Below are 21,165 nucleotides of genomic sequence, written 5' to 3'. Positions count from 1 at the left end.
TGCCGGCGGGGGCGATCTTGAGGACGCCTCGCGGGCAAGCCCGGCTGCTACGAGAGCTAGACGCCGGGCTTGCCGTCCAGCGGGTCGAGGATGGCCATCTCTTCTTCATCCAGGCCGTCGCCGCCGCCGATGTCATCTTCATCGACGATACTCAGATCAAAGTCTGCCGGGCCGCCTTCTCCGGCTTCACGGGCCGAGCGCGCGCCGTCTTCGGGGATCAGGTTTTCAGGGCTCATGTCGTCGTCGGTGGGATTGTGATCGTCCGTAGACGCCCCGGTCATCCCTGCTTCACGCACGCGTTCTTCGGGAATGTAGTTTTCCAGCTCGTCGGCAGGAATCGTGTCACCGATGCGACCACTGGGCTCGTTGTTGTCATTGAAGTTGAGTTCTTCCATCGAGCCCATGCGGTCTTCGTTATCATCGATGGGTTCGGGCTGGGTGGCACCGAAAGGGCGGCGTGAATCGTTCATGACAAATCCTCAAAGTGAGCGGTCTCAATGGGTGGACCGGGTGCTGTAATGAAGATTCCCTCTGTTTGCCCACCGGTCGTGGCAAATGGACGTGACCGGCGATAACGGGCACAAGTCATAGCTGAGCATCATCTTCGAGGCATCAACGCATGAACGAATTACAAGATCTGATCGATAATAATGAACGTTGGGCTGCCGCTATCAAGGAAGAGGACCCTGGGTTCTTCGCCAAACTGGCTCGTCAGCAGACCCCGGAATACCTCTGGATCGGTTGTTCGGACGCCCGTGTCCCGGCCAATGAAATCGTCGGCATGCTGCCGGGCGACCTGTTCGTCCATCGCAACGTCGCCAATGTGGTGCTGCACACTGACCTTAACTGTCTGTCGGTGATCCAGTACGCGGTCGATGTACTCAAGGTCAAACACATCCTGGTCACCGGCCACTATGGCTGCGGCGGCGTACGTGCCTCGATGCAGGATCGCCAGTTCGGCCTGATCGACGGCTGGCTGCGTACCATTCGCGACCTGTATTACGAGAATCGCCAGGCGCTGGCCACGCTGCCGACCGAAGAAGAACGCGTCGACCGCATGTGCGAGCTGAACGTGATTCAGCAGGTGGCCAACGTCGCCCATACCAGCATCGTTCAGAACGCCTGGCATCGCGGGCAGAAGCTGTCGGTGCACGGGTGCATCTACGGCATCAAGGACGGCCGCTGGAAGAGTCTCGACACCACCATCAGCGGTTTCGAGCAGTTGCCCCCACAATACCGCCTGCGCCCGCTGGGCGAATAACCGCCCCTGTAGGAGCGCGCTTGCCCGCGACGGCGATCTCAAGATCGCCCGCGCCGGCAAGCCGTGTTGCGACAGGCGCCGTTACGCAGCCGGCTGGCGGGTCATCTGCGGCAACGGCTTGCGCAGTTGATCCAGCTGCCGACCCACCGACCCGGTCCGGCATTTTGCCGCCGCCTGGTCTGGGGTGAGCTTCCTCACCGAAGTGTAGAACAGCTTGCAGGTCTGGACCTTGTCCGTGACTTGCCATTGGGTTGTGCACTTTTTGAGCAATGCGGCCCCGTCGCTTTCAGGCTTCTGCCCCATGCCAGCCTGCCAGCACGCGGCGCTCAAATCCTGCCCCATCACCTTCAAGCCAGCCTCATCCGCCTTGGTCTGATCGCCCCCGTAGTTGCTCTTGTCCGCCGCATACCAGATATAGCTCGGGTGGTTGGAGCCGATCACCGATACCTTCTGCCCAGCCGCCGGGCTGATGGTCGCCAGGCCCAAAACGGGCACCTCGACCTTGTACTGTTCCTTGATCCAGCTACGCACCGGCGCACCAAAGGCCACCATGGGCAGCGAGGTGCCTGTCGAACTCTGGCTGACCTGCTTGACCATCGTGGTCTGGTAATCGTTGAAGTAGCCGTACACGCCTTCCAGATCCTTGCCGGCGTTGGAAGGTGCGGCAATCGGGGCGATGTCGATGATGGTCTGGAACGCGGGCGTCTGGTCGGCGGGAATGCCGTTGTCGGTCAACAGCGCCGCCCACCGGTCGCTGGTGGCCGAGCGCAGGTAATCCTGGGCCTGAGTCAGTGAGTAATCCGGCGGGAAATGCAGCAGTTCGACGCTCTTGCGATTTTCCAGTGCCATGCCCAGCGGCAGGAACAGGTACCAGTTGTAGGCGAACTTGCCATCGGCATTGAGCTTCCGCGCACCGGAGTACGCGAGGTCCCCCGCGTCCAGCAGGCTGGTCAGCGGCTTGTCGTAGCCGTCGGGAACGCCAGTGATCGTCGCGTGAAGCTGGTCGTTGTCATTGACCACGCGCACCTGGGCGCTGCTGTAACCGTCGCGCTGGACGCTTTGCTTGAGGTAGTGCTCGACGGTCTGCTCCAGCGTCCAGTCGCGAAAGCAGATCACGTTGCAGTTGTTGGGGTAGGCGAAGAGGCGGGTGACGCGTTCCTTGCTGCCCAGCTTGACGTCGACGTCAGCGTGGGCGGTGAGGGTCAGGGTGAGCGCAGTCAGGGCGACGCTCAGTGCAGCGGTTTTCTTCATGCTCATGTCCTTGTTGTTGTCGGCACCCGATCGGGTGCGTCTCAATAATGAAACACAAGGGACATGACCGAAAATGGCCCGGCAACATAAAACCGCATTTCTGTAGGAGCGCGCTTGCCCGCGAAGGCGGTGTGTCAGCTACTTCAGTTGGTACAGGCACACTGCAATCGCGGGCAAGCGCGCTCCTACAGGGGGTTAGAGCACAAACCTCTGCACCATCGAGTTCAGATCCGTGGCCAGCATCGCCAGGGCGTTACTGGCCACGGTGGTCTGCTGCGCACCGGAGGCCGACTGGGTCGACAGGTCGCGAATGCTGCTCAGGTTGCGGTCCACCTCGTTGGCGACCTGAGCTTGTTGCTCGGCGGCACTGGCGATCAGCATGTTGCGGTCGCTGATGGTCGAGGTCGAGCTGATGATGACCGTCAGCGCCTGGCTGGTGGCGGCTGCCTGCTCCAGGGTCATGCTCGCCTGGGAGGCGGTGACCCGCAGCGTTTCAGCGGTCTCCTGGGTGCTCTTCTGCACATCGTTGATCAGGCTTTCGATCTCGGTGGTCGATGCGCTGGTACGCTGTGCCAGCGAGCGCACCTCATCGGCCACCACGGCGAATCCGCGACCCGCCTCGCCAGCCCGCGCCGCCTCGATGGCCGCGTTGAGGGCCAGCAGGTTGGTCTGGTTGGCAATGGCGCGAATCACTTCCAGAATCTTGCTGATGCTCAACGTCCGCTCGGCCAGCCCATCGGCCTGGTGCGAGGAATCCAGCACGTTGTCGGTCAGTTCCTTGATCGAGTCGATGGTGCCGGTCAGGCGCAGACGACCCTCGGCGGCGGCCTCGTTCGACGCCTTCGATTCGGTGGACGTGTTGCTGGCGTTGTCCGCCACTTCCACCGCCGCCTGGCTCATCTGATTCACGGCCACCGCTGCTTGCTCGATTTCATCGTTCTGCATCTGCAGGTTTTTCGCGCTGGCCTCGGCAATCGCACCCATTTCCTGGACCGACTGGCTCAACTGGCTGGCAGCGGCATAGATCTGATCGATGGTGCCGTGCAGGTTGCCGCGCATCTGGCCCAGCATCTTCAACAGCTGCGCGGTTTCATCGCGGCCTTCGGGAATCGGCTGCGGGCTCAGGTCGCCTTCGGCAATGGTGCTGGCGATCTGCAGCGACTGACGCAACGGACGAATAATGCTCACACTCAAGCGCCAGGCCAGCAGCAAGGTCAGCACCAGGGCTACGACGATGGCGCTGACCGCGATGATGCGCGTCTGCTGGAACCGGCTGCCGGCCCCGTCCACGGCGGCGGCGGCGCTTTGTTTGTTGAGTTCGCGCAGCAACTGCACCTGCATGTCCATAAGGTCGCCCTGCAGACTCAGCGTGGTGTTGAGCAACATGCGTGCATCGTTAAGTTTGTTTTGCTCGATCAAAGCGATTTCGTCGTGCAGCCCCGGCATGAACGCTTTGTAGGCGTCCTGCAGGGCCTTGATCGAGTCGCGCTCGGTGCTGTCGGTGGAGTGGGCGAGGTAGTCGCTGAAGCCTTTTTCGACTTCGTTTTTCAGCTGCTCGACGTTGATCTTGCTGGTAACCACGGCGCTGGGGTCATCGGCGTTGGCGATCAGGCGGGCGCTTTCGCCACGCAGCTTGATCAGGTCAATGGCGATGGCGTCGGCCATGGCGATACTGGGCATCGCCCCGCTCTCGACCGCTTCACCCTGGGCACGAATGCTCTGCATCTGCAGCAGGCTGAACACCCCAAGGGCGACCAACAGAAGTGCCGTCACCCCGAAACACAGCACCAGACGCTGGGCAATCCGGAAGCGCCGCAGAAACGCGGGCTTTGACGAAGGACGGAACAATCCACGCAATAACCTTTTCACAGCCACCAATCCCCAGTGAGGAATACATCGGAGACCCCGTTATAGAGAGGTTCCATGATGTCTTTGTGACATCGGGCGAGAAATGTTGCAGATTTGTTGTAATTTGACGGCAGGGCGATGAACGGTACTTCATCACCCCGTTTGAGCCTCTGGTTCAGTCTTTTCAGCGGAGGTCGTCAGATAAGTCTGAAGCTGCGTTTAACGTCTTGATGGATTATTTTCTGTACATACAATAATTTGATGCAGATAATCTTCGACATTGCCAAGCGCGACAAAACCTTGAATGAGCGAGGTCTCGATTTCGCTGATGCGAGTCTTGTATTCGCAGGTCCGCACCTATCCGCCGAAGATGATCGGCAAGAGTACGGAGAGTGTCGGTTTATCACGATAGGACTGTTGTCAGGGCGAATGATCGTCCTCGTCTGGACACCGCGCGGCGCGGCTCGCCGCATCATTTCCATGAGGAAGGCCAATGAGCGCGAACAAAAACTCTACGGACACCGCCTGGGTTGATCCGGATGATGCTCCTGAACTGACGGAAGACTTTTTTGAACGGGCCGATGAGTTCGTCGGTGAGCGGTTGGTCAGGCGTGGTCGCCCCAAAGCTCAGATCGTTCGTGAGCGGATCACGATTCGGCTGGAGCCTGAAGTCGTTCAGCAATTCAAGGCTTCGGGTCCCGGTTGGCAGACGCGAATGAATGCTGCGCTTGTCGACTGGCTCAAGACTCACACCCCATCTGAAATATCGGTTTAACAGGACACGCGAGCACGGGGGGGCTCTTCTTCAGCCTCCAATCTCCTCCATGAACTCGCGCAAGAACCGCTTCGCCCGCTCATGCCTGACCTGTGCCATTTCGCGGCCGGTTCGGGTCTGAAAGCCTTGGGCCAGGGTGAAGATCTTGGTGGTGAAGTGATCGACGGCAAAGCGTTTGTCGTCCAGTTCGCGGCGCAGGGATTGTGGGTCGGCGGGGTCGTAGAGGTGGCTGCCCATGCGGCCTGAGACGTAGAACAGCCGGGCGACGCCGACCATGCCGATGGCGTCGAGGCGGTCGGCGTCCTGGAGGATTTTCGCTTCAAGGGTGGTGGGCGTGATGTTTGCGGAGTAGCTGTGGGCTTCGATGGCGTGGGCCACGGCCTGGGTGCGTTCTTCGTCCCAACCCATTTCGGCCAGTAATTCGCTGGCCTTGGCGGCGGCCAGGCGCGAGGCGCTGGCTCGGAATGGGGAGTTCTTTTCCACGGCGACGCAGTCGTGCAGCAGCGTGGCGGCCAGCAGGATCTGGTGGTCGCCGCCTTCCTTGTCGCGGATAGCGCAGACATTGCTCCACACCCGATGCAGGTGCGAAACGTCGTGGGAGCCATCGGCGCGTTCGGCCACAGTGTGCGGGATAAGCCGGTTGGCCAGGTCTTGAAACGGCGCGAAGCAAAGGGCAGTCATCGAGGCTCCTTTCAGGACAGGGGGCGCAGACAATGCACGAGTCGCGGCAGCTTACAGGATTGACCCGCAACCGCGCCCGAAGGTCCTTACGGCCTGAGCGGCAGCGCAGTCTTGTAGCGCACCTGCTTGAGCGAAAGGCTGGAGCGGATTTTTTCCACTTCCGGCATCGGCGACAGGCGTTCGATGATGAAGTGTTCCAGCGCCTGCATGTCGGCCATCACCACGCGCAGCAGGTAATCCGCATCGCCCGTCATCAGGTAGCACTCCATCACCTCTTCACATTCACACACGCGGCGCTCGAAATTCTGCAGCGCTTCGCGGCTCTGTTCCTTGAGGCTGATGGAAATGAACACGTTCAGGCGCAGGCCCAGGTGTTCCGGTGCGAGCAGGGCGACGTATTCGCGGATGCAGCCGCTGGCTTCCAGTGCCTTGACCCGCGCCAGGCATGGCGAGGGCGAAAGGTGCACGCGTCTGGCCAGTTCGACGTTGGACAGGCTGCTGTCGCGTTGCAGTTCTCGAAGGATTTTCAGGTCAATGCTGTCGAAGTTCATCGTGCTTCAATCTGCCATTTATTAAGTTTTTTATGCTGACGATCATGCTCGTGGCCCTGCAGATCGGTCATTAAATCTGCAGGCACGAGCATAGACTTTTCCTTATTCAACGGGAGGTGTCTATGAGCCATTTCGATTCGGCGGCCAGTGTGCGCAGCCATGACGATCAATTGGAGATGAACGAGTGGCGAGATGCCCTGATGTCAGTGCTGGACAATGCCGGTGCCGAGCGCGCGCGTGAAATCCTCGACATGCTGGCCAGCCTGGCCCGCGAACCCGGCATCGGCTGGCAACCGTCCCATGGCACGCCCTACATCAACACCATCGGTGTCGACCAGCAGCCGATGTTTCCCGGAGACCTGGCCATCGAAGAGCGCCTGGCCTCGCTGATGCGCTGGAACGCGCTGGCGATGGTGGTGCGCGCCAACCAGGCTTATGGCGAACTGGGCGGGCATATCGCCAGCTACGCCAGCGCCGCTGACCTGTTCGAGGTGGGCTTCAATCATTTTTTCCGCGCCCGCAATTCGGATCAGGGTGGTGACCTGGTGTTCTATCAGCCCCATTCGGCGCCGGGCATTTATGCGCGGGCGTTTCTCGAAGGGCGTTTGAGCGAAGAGGATCTGGCGCACTATCGTCAGGAAATCGGAGGTCCGCGCGTAGGAGCCCGTGGGCTGTCGAGTTATCCACATCCTTGGCTCATGCAGGATTTCTGGCAGTTTCCCACAGGCTCCATGGGCATCGGCCCGATCAGCTCGATTTATCAGGCGCGGTTCATGCGTTACCTGCAGCATCGCGGGCTGCAGAGCACCGCCACCCGCCATGTGTGGGGTGTGTTCGGCGATGGCGAGATGGATGAGCCGGAGAGCATGTCGGCGCTGACCCTGGCCGCGCGGGAAGGGCTCGACAACCTGACCTGGGTCGTCAACTGCAACCTTCAGCGGCTCGACGGGCCGGTGCGTGGCAATGGCCGGATCATCGATGAGCTGGAAGCGCTGTTCAGTGGCGCCGGCTGGAACGTGATCAAGCTGGTCTGGGGTTCTGACTGGGACCCGTTGTTCGCCCGGGATGCGGACGGCTCGCTGGTCCGGGCGCTGTCGCAGACCGTCGACGGCCAGTTCCAGACCTTCGCGGCAAAAGACGGCAGCTACAATCGCGAGCACTTTTTCGGGCAGAACGATGCCTTGAAGAAACTCGCCGAAGGCCTGACCGACGAGCAGATCGACCGCCTCAAGCGCGGCGGCCACGACCTGGTGAAAATCTTCGCGGCGTACAAGGCGGCGAGTGAGCACAAAGGCCGGCCAACGGTGATTCTGGCCCAGACCAAAAAGGGTTTCGGCATGGGCGAGGCGGGGCAGGGCAAGATGACCACCCACCAGCAGAAGAAGCTGGACCGCGAGGCGCTCATCAACTTTCGTAACCGTTTTCATCTGCCACTGACAGATGAGCAGACAGAAAACCTGAGCTTCCTCAAGCCCCAAGCGAACAGCGCGGAAATGCGCTACCTGCAGCAGCGGCGCCAGGCGCTGGGCGGCTCCGTGCCGAGTCGTTGCAGTGTGGCAGAACCTGTCGCCGTGCCGCCTCGCGAGGGCTACGCAAGCTTCGCCACCCAGGCGGACGGCAAGGAAATGTCGACCACCATGGCCTTCGTGCGGCTGCTCGGCAACCTGCTCAAGGACAAGCAACTCGGCCCGCGGGTGGTGCCCATCGTCGCGGATGAGGCGCGCACCTTCGGCATGGCCAACCTGTTCAAGCAGATCGGCATCTACTCCAGTGTCGGCCAGCGCTATGAGCCCGAAGACATCGGTTCGATCCTCAGCTATCGCGAAGCCACCAACGGCCAAATTCTGGAAGAGGGCATCAGCGAAGCGGGGGCAATCAGTTCATGGGTGGCGGCGGCAACCAGTTACTCGGCCCATGGCCTGCGCATGTTGCCGTTCTACATTTACTACTCGATGTTTGGTTTCCAGCGTGTCGGCGATCTGATCTGGGCTGCGGCCGACCAGCGTGCCCGCGGGTTTCTGCTGGGCGCAACGGCTGGCCGCACCACTTTGGGTGGCGAGGGGTTGCAGCATCAGGACGGTGCAAGTCATCTGATCGCATCGACCGTGCCCAATTGCCGGGCCTACGATCCGGCGTTTGCCGGTGAGCTTGCGGTGATCCTCGACCACGGCATGCGGGAGATGCTGGAGCGGGATGTCGATGAGTTCTACTACGTCACGGTGATGAACGAAAATTATCCACAGCCTTCATTGCCCGAAGGTGTGGAGGCGTCGGTGATTCGTGGCCTGTACCGGTTCGCCGAGCATCGGCTGGACGAGGCCCGGGGCCGGGTGCGTTTGCTGGGGGCCGGCACCCTTCTGCGTGAGGCGATTGCCGCCGCCGAGCTGCTGGCGCAGGACTGGCAGATTGAAAGCGAGGTGTTCAGTGTCACCAGCTTCACCGAACTTGAACGCGAGGCCCGTGAGGTGGAACGCTGGAACCGGCTGCACCCGGAGGATGCCAAGCGGGTCAGCCATCTTGAACAATGCCTGCCAACAGGCGCGCCGGTGATTGCGGTGTCTGATTACGTGCGGGCGCTGCCGCAGTTGATCGCCGCATATGTGAGCAGTGATTACACGGTGCTGGGCACCGATGGTTTTGGCCGCAGCGACACCCGCGCCAGGTTGCGCGGTTTCTTCGAGGTGGATCGCTATCACATCGTGCTGGCGGCGGTGACGGCGCAAATCCGCGTGGGCAAGGTGCCTGCGCAAATGGCGGCCCAGGTGATCGAGCGATACGGCATTGAAGTCGCCGACGAGGCGCCCTGGACGCAGTAGGTCCGTAGCAGCACGGCTTGCCGGCGGGGCGGTGTGCCAGACGGCGCATTCGTCACAGACACACCGCTCCCGCCGGCAAGCCGTGCTGCTACGGTTCCTGGTTGTTCAAAAAATGTATTCACTGCCCCTTCATCGCCGCCGTCATCTTGTCCACGTTGTAGCGAAACATCTTCACGTAGGTAGCCGCCGGTCCGTTGGCCGGCGACAGCGATTCCACATACAACTCGCCACCCGGGTGCGCGCCGCTGGCATTGGCGATCTGCTGCACCAGGCGCGGGTCGCTGGAGTTTTCGAAGAAGTAGGCGCTGACGTGCTCCTGTTTGATCTGGGTAATCAGCTTGCCGACATCGGCAGCCGAAGCCTCGGTTTCGGTGGAAAAGCCTAGGGGCGAGAGAAAGGTCACGCCATAGGCGTCGCCGAAATAGCCGAACGCATCGTGGGATGTCAGCACCTTGCGTTGTGGGGCAGGGATGGCGTTGATCTGGGCGCGGGCGTAGGCGTCCATGTCCTGCAACTGGACGATGTATTTCTCACCGTTGGCCTTATAGTCGGCAGCGTGCTCCGGGTCGGCTTTCTGCAGGGCCTTGATGATATTTCTGACGTAGACGATGCCGTTTACCGCGCTGTTCCAGGCGTGCGGATCGGTGATCTTCTCGCCGTCTTCTTCCATGCTGCGGGTCATGATGCCGTTGGACAGCACCACTGGCTCACCCTTGTAGCCGGATGCCGTGATGAGCCGGTCAAGCCAGCCTTCCAGATGCAGCCCGCTGACGAACACCACGTCGGCCTTTTTCAGGGCCTGGGCGTCGTTGGGCGTCGGCTCATATACGTGGGGGTCGCCGTTGGGGCCGATCAGCGAGGTCACGTGGACGTGATCGCCGCCGACGTTCTGCACCATGTCGGCGATAACGGTGAAGGAGGCAACGGTTTCCACGGGTTTCGCCTGGGCGAAGTTGGCCAGGCCCGACAGCGCTAGTGCGGCGGTCAGAAGCGTCAAACGTTTCATGTGATTTCCTTGAGGTGGGAGAACGATCAGCCGGACAGGTGAGCCCTCGGGAACAGCCGGTGCAGAAAACCGCTGCGTCCAAAGAACAGGGAGAACAGGTAAAAGGCGCTGGCAGTCAGGACGATGGCCGGGCCCGAGGCGACGCTGGCGTGGTAGGACACGATCAGTCCGATAAAGCCGGACAGCGTCGCCACCACTGTGGAAATCACGATCATGCCGGTCAGGGACGTCGCCCAGAAACGCGCCACGGTGGCGGGCAGCATCATCATGCCCACGGCCATCAGCGTGCCCAATGCCTGGAAGCCTGCGACCAGATTGAGCACCACCAGCAACAGAAACAGCACGTGATACAGCGATCCGCGGCCACCGACGGCACGCAGGAAGCCAGGGTCGAAGCATTCCAGAATCAGTGGCCGGTAAATCAGCGCCAACAGCACCAGGGTGAAGGAGGCGATGGCGCCGACCATGAAGATCGCCTGGTCGTCGATGGCCAGAATGGTGCCGAAAAGCACGTGCAGCAGATCGACGTTGGAGCCGTGCAGCGACACGATCAGCACGCCGGCGGCGAGCGAGGTCAGGTAGAAACTGGCGAAGCTTGCGTCTTCGCGCAGGGTGGTGAAACGGCTCACCAGACCCGACAGCAACGCTACGGCAAGGCCGGCGATCAGTCCGCCGAAGCCCATCGCCGGCAGCGACAATCCGGCGAACAGAAAGCCTACGGCGGCGCCGGGCAGCACCGCGTGGCTCATGGCGTCACCCACCAGGCTCATGCGGCGCAGCATCAGCAACACGCCGACCGGGCCGGAACCTATGCCCAGCGCCAGGCAGGCCACCAGCGCGCGGCGCATGAAGCCGAAATCGACGAAGGGTTGAATCATCAGGCTATAGAGCGTCACAGCGTGGTTTCCTCGTCGATTTAGCAGGCCGCAGCATCCGGGCTCCAGTGCTCGGCCATGTTCTTGGCGCGGCGCAGGTTATCTGCGTGAAGGATGTCGGCGGTGTTGCCCCAGGCGATGGTTTCCCGCGCCAGCAGCAGGGTGCTGGGGAAGTGCTGGCGAACCTGCTCGATGTCGTGCAGCACGGCAATCACGGTGCGGCCCTGGCCGTGCCAGGTGTTGATGAGCTTGAGCAGGTCTCGCGTGGTGCGGGCGTCAATGGCGTTGAACGGCTCATCGAGCAGGATCACCGAAGCGTCCTGTAACAGCAGCCGCGCGAACAGCACTCGCTGAAACTGCCCCGACGACAGCGAACTGATGCTGCGTTGTTCAAAGCCCTCAAGGCCTACCGCCAATAACGCCTGGCGCGCCTGTTCGGCATGCTGACGGGTGGCGCCGCGAAACGCGCCGATGCTGCGCCAGGCGCCCATCATCACGGTGTCGGCCACGCTCAGCGGAAAGCTGCGATCGATCTCCGCCGCTTGAGGGAGATAGCCGATGTGCCGGGTTTTCAGGCTGCCACGGTCGATACGGCCCACCGCAGGTTTCAGTGTCCCGGCGATGGCCTTTATCAGCGTCGACTTGCCTGCGCCGTTCGGCCCGACAATCGCCGTCAGGCTGCCCGCCGCGAAACGCCCGCTGACGTGATGCACCGCAGGCCGGCGCTCGTAGGTCACGGTCAGGTCGTGTAGATCAATCGCGGCACTCATGGGATTGCCACCGCCCACGCGATGCCCGCCCACAGGAGCGCGATCAGGGCCAGTGAAACCAGCACCCGCCTGCCCGCCGATTGAGCGAGCGCGGAGACAGCGATGTTGGGGGAAAGTCGGGGAGCGGGTTTCACTGTAAATGTGCCTGAAATGTTTTGTTATAGTATTACATCACTATTTTCCGGCGTGAGGGAAGGGGTATTTTGGGCTGGTTCAGCAAGCCGACAGAATGCTGGTGGGTGTGGCCCCGGCGTTTTCTCGGGGCGACAAACCCTGTAGTTTCCTGAGCATGTGTTTTTCTTTTCTCAGGATCATCCGTCATGTCCGCTTCCCATCGCCGCGCTGTTCCCCTCGCCAAATGCTATCGCCTGCTCAATCACGGGCCGACGGTGCTGGTCAGTGCCGCCCATGAAGGGCAGCGCAATATCATGGCGGCGGCGTGGGCGATGCCACTGGACTTCCTGCCGCCCAAGGTGACGGTGGTGCTGGACAAGTCGGTGTGGACGCGCACCTTGCTGGACGGCTCGGGGACCTTCGTGATCAACGTGCCGACGGTCAGCCAGGTGGATATCGTCGAGACGGTGGGTTCGACTTCGGGGCTGGAGATTTCCGGAGAGCAGGGCTTCGACAAGTTCAAGGCGTACAACCTGTCGACCTTTGACGGTGAGGTGGTCGAGGCGCCGCTGCTGGAGGGCTGTGTGGCCTGGCTGGAGTGTCGCTTGCTGCCCGAGCCGCATAACCAGAATCAGTATGATCTGTTCATCGGCGAGGTGGTCGCCGCCTGGGCGGACGAGCGCGTGTTTTCGGACGGGCGCTGGCATTTTGATGGGTTTGATGAGTTGCGCACCTTGCACCACGTGGCCGGCGGGCATTTTCTGGTGATCGGGGAGAGTGTCGATGGCAGGGTGCTGGAGCGCTCGGCGACTTGAGAGCGCAGATTATGGGCCAGTTTCAAGCTCGCTGACGCCGGCAAGCGCGACGCCCCACCCGTAGCAGCACGGCTTGCCGGCGGGGGCGATTTCAAGGCCGCCGTCGCGGGCAAGCGCGCTCCTACAGGAGAGCGGTCAATCCTTGACCGGCTGACCATCCACCAGACGCCAGGTGTGCAGCGGATTGCCTTGTTGCAGCGCGGGCGGCAGCAGGGAATCCGGCACGTTCTGGTAGCACACCGGACGCAGGAAACGGTCGATGGCCGTGGCACCCACCGAGGTACTGCGGCTGTCCGATGTCGCCGGGAACGGCCCGCCGTGGACCATCGAGTAACTCACCTCGACACCGGTGGGGAAGTCATTGAACAGAATCCGCCCGGCCTTGCGCTCCAGAATCGGCATCAACGCTTGGGCAATCGTCTTGTCGCCTTCCTCATAGTGCAGGGTGACGGTCAACTGGCCGTCGAACCTGGCCGCGACTTTCTGCAGGTCCGCCACATCCTTGCACACGATCAACAGCGCGCTCGGGCCGAAGTTCTCGTCTTCCAGCGCCGGGTTGGCGAGGAAGGTCGCCGAGTCGGTGCGAAAGAACGCGGCCCGTGCCTGGAACGAGCCTTCAGCTTCGCGACCTTCGGCCACCAGCGTTACGCCAGCGGCTTTATGCAGGTTGTTCAGGCCGTTGCAGTAGGCGCCGTGAATGTTCGGCGTGAGCATGGTGGTCGGCGTTTTTTCAGCCAGCGCCTTGGCGGCGGCCGAAACGAAGCGCTCAAGCGCATCGCTTTCCAGCGCCAGCAACAGGCCGGGGTTGGTGCAGAACTGCCCGGCGCCCAGCACCAGAGACTCGACAAAGCCCTGGGCGATGCTGTCTGCGCGGCTCGTCAGCGCAGCGGGCAACAGGAACACCGGGTTGATGCTGCTCATCTCGGCGTACACCGGAATCGGCACCGGGCGGGCTTGGGCTGCGGCGACCAGCGCCAGGCCACCGCGACGCGAACCGGTAAAACCTACCGCCTGAATGCGTGGGTGGCTCACTAGCGCCTGGCCGACGCTGATGTCCTTGTCGATCAGTAGCGAGAACACGCCGTCCGGCATCCGAGTGTCGGCGGCGGCTTTCTGGATCACTCTGCCAACCAGCTCGCTGGTGCCCAGGTGCGCCGGGTGAGCCTTGACGATGACCGGGCAACCGGCCGCCAGCGCCGAGGCCGTGTCGCCACCCGCCACCGAAAAGGCCAGCGGAAAGTTGCTGGCGCCGAACACTGCAACCGGGCCGACGCCGATGCGGCGCTGACGCAGGTCAGCGCGAGGCAGCGGCTGACGATCCGGCAGGGCGCCGTCAAGCACCGCGCCGTGCCAGCGACCGTCGCGCAACAGGCTGGCGAACAGCTTGAGCTGGTTGACGGTGCGCATGCGCTCGCCCTCCAGGCGCGGCTTGGGCAGGCCGCTTTCCAGGTGAACACGCTCGGTCAGGGTGTCGCCAAGATCCAGCAGGCCTTGTGCGATGGCATCGAGAAAACTCGCCCGCTGCTCGTCGCTCAAGTGTCGGTAAGGGTCGAAGGCGGCTTCTGCCAGTTCACAGGCCGCCTGCACATCATCCACCGTGCTGGCGCCGAAGGCCGGGGTCAACTGCTCGCCGGTGGCGGCCGCAAGGGCAAACACCTCGCCACCCTGGCCGCGCGCGGTACGTTGGCCGATGATCGTTTCACCAAGAATCTGCATCGCTACACCTCCCGTTGTTTCCATGACGACCACTATCGGCCTGTTGTATTGCAATGCCGTGGACAGGTGTCGAGGTTACATCAGGCGCTGGGCACGCGAGCGCGAAAACTGGAAGCAACAGGGGCGGGGATTGTGGGGCAGGGATAAAAGGTCCAAAATAACGACCTGTTTTGAGGGCTTAAATATGCAAAGTGTTCTTGCTGATGTCGCCGTAAGCGTGTCCGAACTAAAGAAAAACCCTTCGGCGGTACTAAAGGGGGGAAACGGTCAGCCCATTGCGGTGCTCAACCACAACCGAGTCATGGGTTACATGGTGCCGACCGAGGTCTTTGAAGCCATGATGGAGCGGCTGGACGATCTGGATCTGGCAGAGTTGATCAAGTCTCGCGCGCACGAGGTGCCGGTGCCGGTGAGTGTCGCGAAGAAGCGCTGAGTGTTGCAGATCAGAACCTGCAACACCCAGGACGTGAATCCTTACTGCTGAACCGCGCTATACCCTGCAAACGCCGTCTGCTGGGCAATCGCTGTCACGATGTTCTTGCGGGTGGCAGGCTGTTCGTTGCCTTCGTTGTCCGTGAAGACTTCGCTTTGCAGTTCTGCCTCATCGCCTTCGCCGATGAACGAGAAGCCCAGGAATTCGAAGGCTTCGCGGTCCAGGCTGGCTTTGGAGCGCGGGGTGCGCAGGGGCAGGGTGACGCTGATGCCGTCCTTGCTGATGACGAACACTTCGGCTTCTTTCTTCGCCCGTGTGGCCTTGCTCTTGCCGCCGCTCGGGTTGCTGACGGCCTGATGGGTCTGGTTCAGTACCTTCAATGCCAGGCTGTAGACCAGTTCCTGGAAGCTTGGGTCTTCCTTGTAGCTGGACAGGATCCGGCTGATCGGGAATTTCGTGCTCAGGTCTTCCAGCGCGGCCATGTCGGCGGCTTCGGCGTCCTTGAGCTGTTTGAGCTGGCCCATCAGTTCGTAGGCCTGGTCGTCGTCGAAACGATCGTGGGCCTGACGGATGGCTGCGCGAAGCTCACGAATCTGATCGCTTTCCTTGGCGCTCTGGAAGGCGTCGAGCACCATCTCGCTGATGGTCTTGGCCTGGGGCACGTGCTGTGAAAGATTGATGGCGTCTTCGTAGGCCTGCTTGGAAGACTGGGCAGGCTGGGCTGCATCATTACGAAAATCAGACATTGAACATCCATTGCTTCATTAACGGGGTTTGAGACGCGAACCAGGGTGCGCGTCTCGCAAGGGAGGGTAAATTATTTACCGCCCAGAGCACCACCCGCAGCGCCGCCCAGGCCTGCACCGATGGTGCCGCCCGTCTTGCCACCCAGCTTGTTGCCGATGACCGAACCGGCAGCGCCGCCAAGACCGCCGCCGACGGCTGCGCGGGTCTTGTGGCCCTTCTTCGCGCCCACCGCACTGCCGGCAGCGCCTGCCAGGCCTGCGCCAACCGCAGCACCGGTGCTACCGCCCATTTGCTGACCGACCACGTTGCCCAGCGCGCCACCCAGGCCACCACCAATGGCGGTGTTGGTGCTGCCGGCCATTGCGCCTTGGGAAATCAGAAGACCTAGAACCAGTGCAGGAATCGTGAAACGCATGAGCTCGACCTCAGTAGATAAGGAATGCATCTTGAAGGGATATCTTAAAGGCTCTGGGCCAGCCTGGCTGCCGGGACGATGGACGGATCAGACAGCCAGAAACAACAAAGCCCGCACGAGGCGGGCTTTGTTGAGGTACTTGGTGGCTACACAGGGACTTGAACCCCGGACCCCAGCATTATGAATGCTATGCTCTAACCAACTGAGCTATGTAGCCAAGTGGCGCGCATTATTCTCTGAGATCGGGGATGTGTCAAGCGTCTGTTCAAAAAATTTGTGCGTGCGATCAATCGGTTAGGGTTTTCGTTCCGATTCCTGCCTTCGGCGTCCCATTGTGTCCCCATGGCGGTGACAGCCCTGCGGTGCATTCTGTGTGGTTTTGCCCCACTTTGATGCGTATCGGCTGCACTGCATTCGCGCACGTGCCCATTTAGATGGCTTGTTGCTATCGGTCCGTTTCTTGCTTCGTGCCTGCCACTTCGTTTGTCTGCGCCACAGTAGACGGGCGGTGATCGTTTTCGAAACAAAGACATGGCATTTTGCCGGTAACAATGTGAGGCAACATCTGTCGTGGTCACAAGCTGCGGTGGCGGGTTGTCCGTGAGGAGTAGTCGGACATGCAAAGTCTTCTGTCGCCAGGTATCCGTCTGCTCGGACGTTTGGGGTTTGCGCGCAAGTTTCAGGTGCTGTTCCTGCTGTTCATGCTGCCACTGGCGGGAAGCCTGTGGATGATCGGCCAGGATTATCGAAGCAAGCTTGCGGTGATTTCCGGCGAGCAATCCGGCGCCCGGCAACTGCTGGCGCTCAACGCGCTGGACGACCAGTTGACCGCCCAACGCAATCTCGCCTCTCGCTGGAAAGCCGCCGACATCCTTCACGACCCGACCCCGGCTGCCAAAGCCGCCATGGCAGCGCTGGATGCCGCCAGCCCTGTTTTGAACCAGACACTGTCAGATCTTGGCGAGCAACTGCGGCGGCACAACGCCGGTGCCGACACCCTGGCGCGCTACCAAGCGTTGCAGGCGGCGGTCAAAGGCATGGATTCCGACGCGCTGCGCACCGTGGGCTGGTGGCCGGACGGCTATGACCGCTTCACCGCAGCACTGACCGCACTGCAAAGCCTGCGCGAACAGATCGCCATGGACACCGGACTGATCCTGGACCCCTGGCTTGAAACCTATCAGTTGATGCAAGTGGCGACCCAACAGGCGCCGGACCTGATCGAACGCGTGGCGCGCACTGCCAGTATCGGCCAGTCATCGGTGGCGTCGGGGCAGTTCTCGCTGCAGAGCCGCCTGCAGATGCGCGACCTGCGCAGCCGCATCGGCGATGCGCGCGATCAACTGGTCAAGGCCGGGGCATCGTTGCAGGCCAAGGCCTATCCGGGCATGGAAGACTGGAGCCGGCAATACAACGACAGCCTGCAGCGCCTGGACAGTGAACTGAAGGTGCTGGACGACGGCGTCTTTGGCGGCACGATCAAGCTGGACACTGCCACATTCGAACGCAGCGTCGACGGCACCCTCGAAGCGCTCGCTGCCCTGCGCAACCGCTCGCTGATGTCGCTGGACAGCCGTCTGGATCACTACCACGATCAGGCGATCCGGCACTTCATCCCCGTCGCTGCGGTCTTTGGCATTCTGGCGCTGGCTGCGCTCTACCTGTTCATGTGTCTGCAAACCTCGATTCGGCGCAGCGCCAGTGGCATCACTACCCTGGCCGAGTCGCTGCGTGACGGCAACCTGTGCGTGGAAGTCGCGGTAGAAGGCCGCGATGAGCTGGCAGCCATCAGCACCGCCCTCAACGTTGCCGTGGTGCAGTTGCGCAGCAGCCTGCTGGGCGTCAACCACGAGACTCAGCAGCTGGGCGCGGCGGTGCAGACCCTCAACTCGCAATCGGGCAGCACGCTCAACGAAGTGGAAGATCAGCAGCAACAGATCAGCCAGATCGCGGCGGCGGCGACCCAGTTGGCGGCAACTTCCATGGGCGTCGCCAAGAGTTGCGAAGAGGCGTCCGGCAGCGCACAGCGCACCCGCCTCATCGCTCAGGACAGCAGCCGCGACAGCCAGCGCACCACGGCAAGTATCCAGCAGCTCAATCAGAAACTCACCGAGACCGCCGACGCACTGGGCAAGGTCAGCGAGCAGGGCCAGCAGATTCAGTCGGTGGTGGACAGCATTCGTGGCATCGCCGAACAGACCAACCTGCTGGCGCTCAACGCCGCTATCGAAGCGGCCCGGGCGGGGGAGCAGGGGCGTGGTTTTGCCGTGGTGGCCGACGAAGTGCGCAGCCTCTCGCAGCGCACCCAGGCGTCGACCGCGCAGATCGCCGGAACCGTCGACAGTTTGCGCGCGACCGTGAGCCAGGCGGTGAACCTGATGGAGGCGGCGTGCGGCCAGGCCGTCACCGATGCGCAGTCGGTCACAGGTTTGGGTGAGCGACTTGGGGAGATTGCCAGCGCGGTGCAAGTGGTGACCGATACCTTGGCGCAGATCGCAACCGCCGTGGAAGAACAGGCAGCGACCGCCGATGAGGTCAGCGGCAACATCCAGCAGGTGGATCAGGCCGCCGGGCGCCTGCTCGATGGCGCGCGGGCGGTGAACCACGCAGCCGATACCCTGAGCAAAGGCAGCCGCGCGCTGAGCGACAACACCTCGCGTTTCAATTTGGGATAAACCAGTCCCGTAGCAGCACGGCTGACAGGGGCGCAAACCTGTAGCTGCACGGCTTGCCGGCGGGCTGGTGCGCAGCGCCAGTAGAACCAGACGCCGCCGGTGCATCAGGCAGATCGCGTGCTCAGGGTTTACTGGCGCTTCGCACCAGCCCGCCGGCAAGCCGTGCTGCTACGGGATCGGGTTCACAAGAACACAAAAAACCTTGACGAGGCATCCGGGTCATCGGTCTTATTGCCGACTGATTCGATCACTCGCAAGGTGCTTCCCATGACCGACAGCAGCGCCGCCGGTGCGGCGGTTTACTCTCCACTGACCCTGGCCCTGTACGACGCGTGGGTGCTGGGTATTTCCAATCGCTACGCCTGGCGCTGCCCGACCGGTTCGACGCTGTTGCCGTTTTTTCGCGCCAACGTGCGGCCGCGTCATCTGGATATCGGGGTAGGGACCGGCTACTACCCGGCGAAGGCGCAGCTGTCTTCCCAGACGCAAGTCACCCTGCTCGACCTCAACCCCAGCAGCCTGGAAGCCGCCAGGCGCCGGATCAACCGCCCAACCACCCGCACAATCCAGCACGATGTGATGCAGCCGCTCCCGGGCGAGCCGCGCTTCGATTCGATTTCCCTGTTCTACCTGCTGCATTGCCTGCCGGGTCCGCTGGACGCCAAGGCGAAGATCTTCGCCAACCTCAAGCACAACCTGCAGCCGGGCGGGGTGCTGTTCGGTGCGACGATTCTGGGGGACGAGGCCGGGCACAACGCCTTCGGCCGCAAGCTGATGGCCGTGTATAACAAGAAGGGGATTTTCGGCAATCGCCAGGACACCCAGGTCGGTTTCGAAGGGCATCTGCGCGAGCACTTTCGCGACGTCACCATCAAGCGCGAAGGCTGCGTGCTGCTGTTTCGGGCGGCCCAGCCGATTATCTGAATCGGCCCGCTGCGGTCAGCGTCATTCAGTGGAAAGCGACGCTGACCGGTCCAGCGATCAGGCTTTTTTCTGCACGCTGGCAGCGGTTTGCCCGAACAGGATCTTTTTGCCTTCCTCGGTAACGGTGGTGCGGTTCTGTGAAACCGTCTCACCCTTGGCATAGGCGCGGATCGTCGCCGGACGGGCAGCGATCGCGTTGAGCCAGCGCTTGAGGTTCGGGAAGTCATCCAGATTCTGCTGCTGGCGCTGCCACGGCACCACCCACGGATAGCACGCCATGTCCGCCACCGAATAATCCTGCCCGGTGATGAAGTCACGGCCTTGCAGGCGACGATCCAGCACGCCGTACAGGCGGTTCGTCTCGTTCACGTAGCGGGCGATGGCGTAGGGGAGTTTTTCCGGCGCATAGACGCCAAAATGATGATTCTGGCCTGCCATCGGACCCAGTCCGCCGACCTGCCACATCAGCCATTCGGTCACGGTCTTCTGGCCGCGAACATCGCTCGGCATGAACCGGCCGTTCTTCTGCGCCAGGTACAGCAGGATCGCCCCCGACTCGAAAACGCTGATCGGCTCGCCGCCGTCGGCAGGCGCGGTGTCGATGATCGCCGGCATCCGGTTGTTCGGTGAGAACGCCAGGAACTCGGGTTTGAACTGATCGCCCGCGCTGATATCGATTGGGTGAATCCGGTAATCCAGGCCAGCCTCTTCCAGAAACAGGGTGATTTTGTGGCCATTGGGTGTTGGCCAGTAGTAGAGCTCGATCATCGCTGCGACTCCATGACAAGTGAGGAAAGCGAAGCAGGCGCAAGCTGTACATCGAGCAGCGCCAGCACCGGGCGGACCACGCTTTCCAGCAGGGCCCGCTGCGGTTTGGCGCGCGCCAGTACGCGCAGACCCAGCAAAGTGTTGAGCATCAGGCTGGCCAGGTCTTCGCAGGTTTGAAAGCGGGAAATCGTGCCGTTGTCCTGACCCGCTTTGAGGCAGCGCAGGAAGAACGCCTGCGCTTGAGCCAGAAACTCATCCACCACCGTCTGGGCGTCGGGATTGTGCGGCGCGGCTTCAAGCGCCGAGTTCACCATCAGGCAACCGCGTTGCTGCGGGTCAGTGATGGAGCGCTCGATGATCTCGACGAAAAACGCCTCGATGGCCTCACGCGGGGCCAGGCTGCCCTCAAGGCGGGCGACACGTTCACCCAGACCGTTCTGCAGGTAGTGCTCCAGCGCCTTGCGATACAGCGCGCGCTTGTCGCCAAACGCGTTGTACAGACTGGCGCCGGTGATGCCCATGCAGTCGATCAGGTCGCGCATCGACGTCGCCTCGAAACCCTTGACCCAGAAGCACTGGATCGCAGCATTGAGCACGCTGGCTTCGTCGAATTCTCGGGGTCTTGCCACGTCGATTTCCTTGCCTGTCTGACACAAACGTTGCGCCATGCTTCACATTGCGCCTAATCTAGATCAACTGTTCTAAAACGCAAAGTGCTTTTTCG

Annotated in this window: 21 protein-coding genes, 1 tRNA gene and 1 pseudogene; 8 read left to right on the top strand and 15 right to left on the bottom strand. The window is 61.9% G+C overall.

The window, feature by feature from the left end:
- Positions 1–56: 56 nt before the first annotated feature.
- Positions 57–470: a serine kinase/phosphatase gene (locus tag ACIPO9_RS25865; RefSeq protein ID WP_400605122.1), complete on the bottom strand. Its 414-nt coding sequence runs from the start codon at positions 468–470 to the stop codon at positions 57–59.
- Between the two features lie 149 nt (positions 471–619).
- Here ACIPO9_RS25865 and can point away from each other — a divergent pair, with 149 nt between their 5' ends.
- Positions 620–1,261: a carbonate dehydratase gene (can, locus tag ACIPO9_RS25860; RefSeq protein WP_400784206.1), complete on the top strand. Its 642-nt coding sequence runs from the start codon at positions 620–622 to the stop codon at positions 1,259–1,261.
- Between the two features lie 81 nt (positions 1,262–1,342).
- Here can and ACIPO9_RS25855 read toward each other — a convergent pair whose 3' ends face one another.
- From ACIPO9_RS25855 to ACIPO9_RS25845, 3 genes and pseudogenes are all read right to left on the bottom strand, one after another.
- Complete coding sequence (locus ACIPO9_RS25855) at positions 1,343–2,512, bottom strand: hypothetical protein (protein ID WP_400784204.1); 1,170 nt, start codon at positions 2,510–2,512, stop codon at positions 1,343–1,345.
- A gap of 195 nt (positions 2,513–2,707) precedes the next feature.
- A complete protein-coding gene (locus ACIPO9_RS25850) occupies positions 2,708–3,457 on the bottom strand; it encodes a methyl-accepting chemotaxis protein (protein WP_400605220.1) in 750 nt (249 codons plus the stop codon).
- Positions 3,458–3,565: 108 nt separating this feature from the next.
- Positions 3,566–4,381 (bottom strand): annotated as a pseudogene (locus tag ACIPO9_RS25845) (MCP four helix bundle domain-containing protein); the annotation flags it as partial.
- 240 nt (positions 4,382–4,621) lie between these two features.
- Here ACIPO9_RS25845 and ACIPO9_RS25840 point away from each other — a divergent pair.
- Together ACIPO9_RS25840 and ACIPO9_RS25835 are read left to right on the top strand one after the other, a co-directional pair.
- Positions 4,622–4,894: a BrnT family toxin gene (locus ACIPO9_RS25840; protein WP_400784203.1), complete on the top strand. Its 273-nt coding sequence runs from the start codon at positions 4,622–4,624 to the stop codon at positions 4,892–4,894.
- Positions 4,854–5,135 carry a BrnA antitoxin family protein gene (locus tag ACIPO9_RS25835; protein ID WP_400784202.1) on the top strand — a complete coding sequence of 94 codons (282 nt, stop codon included), beginning with the start codon at positions 4,854–4,856 and terminating at the stop codon, positions 5,133–5,135. Before ACIPO9_RS25840 ends, ACIPO9_RS25835 begins: the two co-directional genes overlap by 41 nt.
- 30 nt (positions 5,136–5,165) lie before the next feature.
- Here ACIPO9_RS25835 and ACIPO9_RS25830 read toward each other — a convergent pair whose 3' ends face one another.
- Both ACIPO9_RS25830 and ACIPO9_RS25825 read right to left on the bottom strand, forming a co-directional pair.
- On the bottom strand, positions 5,166–5,816 hold the full coding sequence (locus ACIPO9_RS25830) for an HD domain-containing protein (RefSeq protein WP_400784201.1): 651 nt from the start codon (positions 5,814–5,816) through the stop codon (positions 5,166–5,168).
- A gap of 86 nt (positions 5,817–5,902) precedes the next feature.
- A complete protein-coding gene (locus ACIPO9_RS25825) occupies positions 5,903–6,367 on the bottom strand; it encodes an Lrp/AsnC family transcriptional regulator (RefSeq protein ID WP_274132772.1) in 465 nt (154 codons plus the stop codon).
- Between the two features lie 122 nt (positions 6,368–6,489).
- Between ACIPO9_RS25825 and mdeB the strand changes: the two genes are divergently transcribed.
- Positions 6,490–9,183 carry an alpha-ketoglutarate dehydrogenase gene (gene mdeB, locus ACIPO9_RS25820; protein ID WP_400784199.1) on the top strand — a complete coding sequence of 898 codons (2,694 nt, stop codon included), beginning with the start codon at positions 6,490–6,492 and terminating at the stop codon, positions 9,181–9,183.
- A 118-nt stretch (positions 9,184–9,301) separates the two neighbouring features.
- Here the strand turns inward: mdeB and ACIPO9_RS25815 are convergent, their stop codons facing one another.
- From ACIPO9_RS25815 to aztA, 3 genes are read right to left on the bottom strand one after another with little or no spacing between them, the layout of a single operon-like run.
- Complete coding sequence (locus tag ACIPO9_RS25815) at positions 9,302–10,189, bottom strand: metal ABC transporter substrate-binding protein (protein ID WP_400605107.1); 888 nt, start codon at positions 10,187–10,189, stop codon at positions 9,302–9,304.
- 26 nt (positions 10,190–10,215) lie between these two features.
- Positions 10,216–11,085: a metal ABC transporter permease gene (locus ACIPO9_RS25810; RefSeq protein WP_400784198.1), complete on the bottom strand. Its 870-nt coding sequence runs from the start codon at positions 11,083–11,085 to the stop codon at positions 10,216–10,218.
- A 20-nt stretch (positions 11,086–11,105) separates the two neighbouring features.
- Complete coding sequence (gene aztA / locus ACIPO9_RS25805) at positions 11,106–11,834, bottom strand: zinc ABC transporter ATP-binding protein AztA (RefSeq protein WP_400784197.1); 729 nt, start codon at positions 11,832–11,834, stop codon at positions 11,106–11,108.
- A gap of 320 nt (positions 11,835–12,154) precedes the next feature.
- Here aztA and ACIPO9_RS25800 point away from each other — a divergent pair, with 320 nt between their 5' ends.
- A complete protein-coding gene (locus ACIPO9_RS25800) occupies positions 12,155–12,763 on the top strand; it encodes a flavin reductase family protein (protein WP_400784196.1) in 609 nt (202 codons plus the stop codon).
- Between the two features lie 135 nt (positions 12,764–12,898).
- On the opposite strand, the gene ACIPO9_RS25795 is transcribed toward ACIPO9_RS25800, so the two are convergent.
- Positions 12,899–14,479 carry an aldehyde dehydrogenase (NADP(+)) gene (locus tag ACIPO9_RS25795; protein ID WP_400784195.1) on the bottom strand — a complete coding sequence of 527 codons (1,581 nt, stop codon included), beginning with the start codon at positions 14,477–14,479 and terminating at the stop codon, positions 12,899–12,901.
- Between the two features lie 184 nt (positions 14,480–14,663).
- Here ACIPO9_RS25795 and ACIPO9_RS25790 point away from each other — a divergent pair, with 184 nt between their 5' ends.
- Positions 14,664–14,912 (top strand): type II toxin-antitoxin system Phd/YefM family antitoxin, encoded by a 249-nt coding sequence (locus ACIPO9_RS25790; protein ID WP_274132797.1) that lies wholly within the window; start codon positions 14,664–14,666, stop codon positions 14,910–14,912.
- A 41-nt stretch (positions 14,913–14,953) separates the two neighbouring features.
- Here ACIPO9_RS25790 and ACIPO9_RS25785 read toward each other — a convergent pair whose 3' ends face one another.
- The 3 genes from ACIPO9_RS25785 to ACIPO9_RS25775 all read right to left on the bottom strand — a co-directional run bounded on the left by ACIPO9_RS25785 (position 14,954) and on the right by ACIPO9_RS25775 (position 16,291).
- On the bottom strand, positions 14,954–15,658 hold the full coding sequence (locus tag ACIPO9_RS25785) for a hypothetical protein (protein ID WP_274132759.1): 705 nt from the start codon (positions 15,656–15,658) through the stop codon (positions 14,954–14,956).
- A gap of 71 nt (positions 15,659–15,729) precedes the next feature.
- The gene (locus ACIPO9_RS25780; RefSeq protein WP_274132758.1) at positions 15,730–16,074 is read right to left on the bottom strand and encodes a bacteriocin; all 345 of its coding nucleotides are present in this window, start codon (positions 16,072–16,074) and stop codon (positions 15,730–15,732) included.
- A gap of 140 nt (positions 16,075–16,214) precedes the next feature.
- A tRNA-Met gene (locus ACIPO9_RS25775) sits at positions 16,215–16,291 on the bottom strand.
- A gap of 400 nt (positions 16,292–16,691) precedes the next feature.
- Between ACIPO9_RS25775 and ACIPO9_RS25770 the strand changes: the two genes are divergently transcribed.
- Together ACIPO9_RS25770 and ACIPO9_RS25765 are read left to right on the top strand one after the other, a co-directional pair.
- Positions 16,692–18,749, top strand: coding sequence for a methyl-accepting chemotaxis protein (locus tag ACIPO9_RS25770; protein ID WP_400784193.1), 2,058 nt, complete (start codon positions 16,692–16,694; stop codon positions 18,747–18,749).
- A 267-nt stretch (positions 18,750–19,016) separates the two neighbouring features.
- On the top strand, positions 19,017–19,673 hold the full coding sequence (locus tag ACIPO9_RS25765; protein ID WP_400784192.1) for a class I SAM-dependent methyltransferase: 657 nt from the start codon (positions 19,017–19,019) through the stop codon (positions 19,671–19,673).
- Between the two features lie 57 nt (positions 19,674–19,730).
- On the opposite strand, the gene ACIPO9_RS25760 is transcribed toward ACIPO9_RS25765, so the two are convergent.
- Complete coding sequence (locus ACIPO9_RS25760; protein ID WP_400784191.1) at positions 19,731–20,441, bottom strand: glutathione binding-like protein; 711 nt, start codon at positions 20,439–20,441, stop codon at positions 19,731–19,733.
- Entirely contained in the window at positions 20,438–21,070 is a 633-nt protein-coding gene (locus ACIPO9_RS25755; RefSeq protein WP_400784189.1) for a TetR/AcrR family transcriptional regulator, read from the bottom strand. Before ACIPO9_RS25755 ends, ACIPO9_RS25760 begins: the two co-directional genes overlap by 4 nt.
- Positions 21,071–21,165: the final 95 nt, after the last annotated feature.

It is taken from the genome of Pseudomonas sp. NPDC090203, assembly GCF_044746765.1.
GTDB lineage: Bacteria > Pseudomonadota > Gammaproteobacteria > Pseudomonadales > Pseudomonadaceae > Aquipseudomonas > Aquipseudomonas putida_AD.
This window is presented reverse-complemented; position numbering and strand designations above follow the sequence as displayed.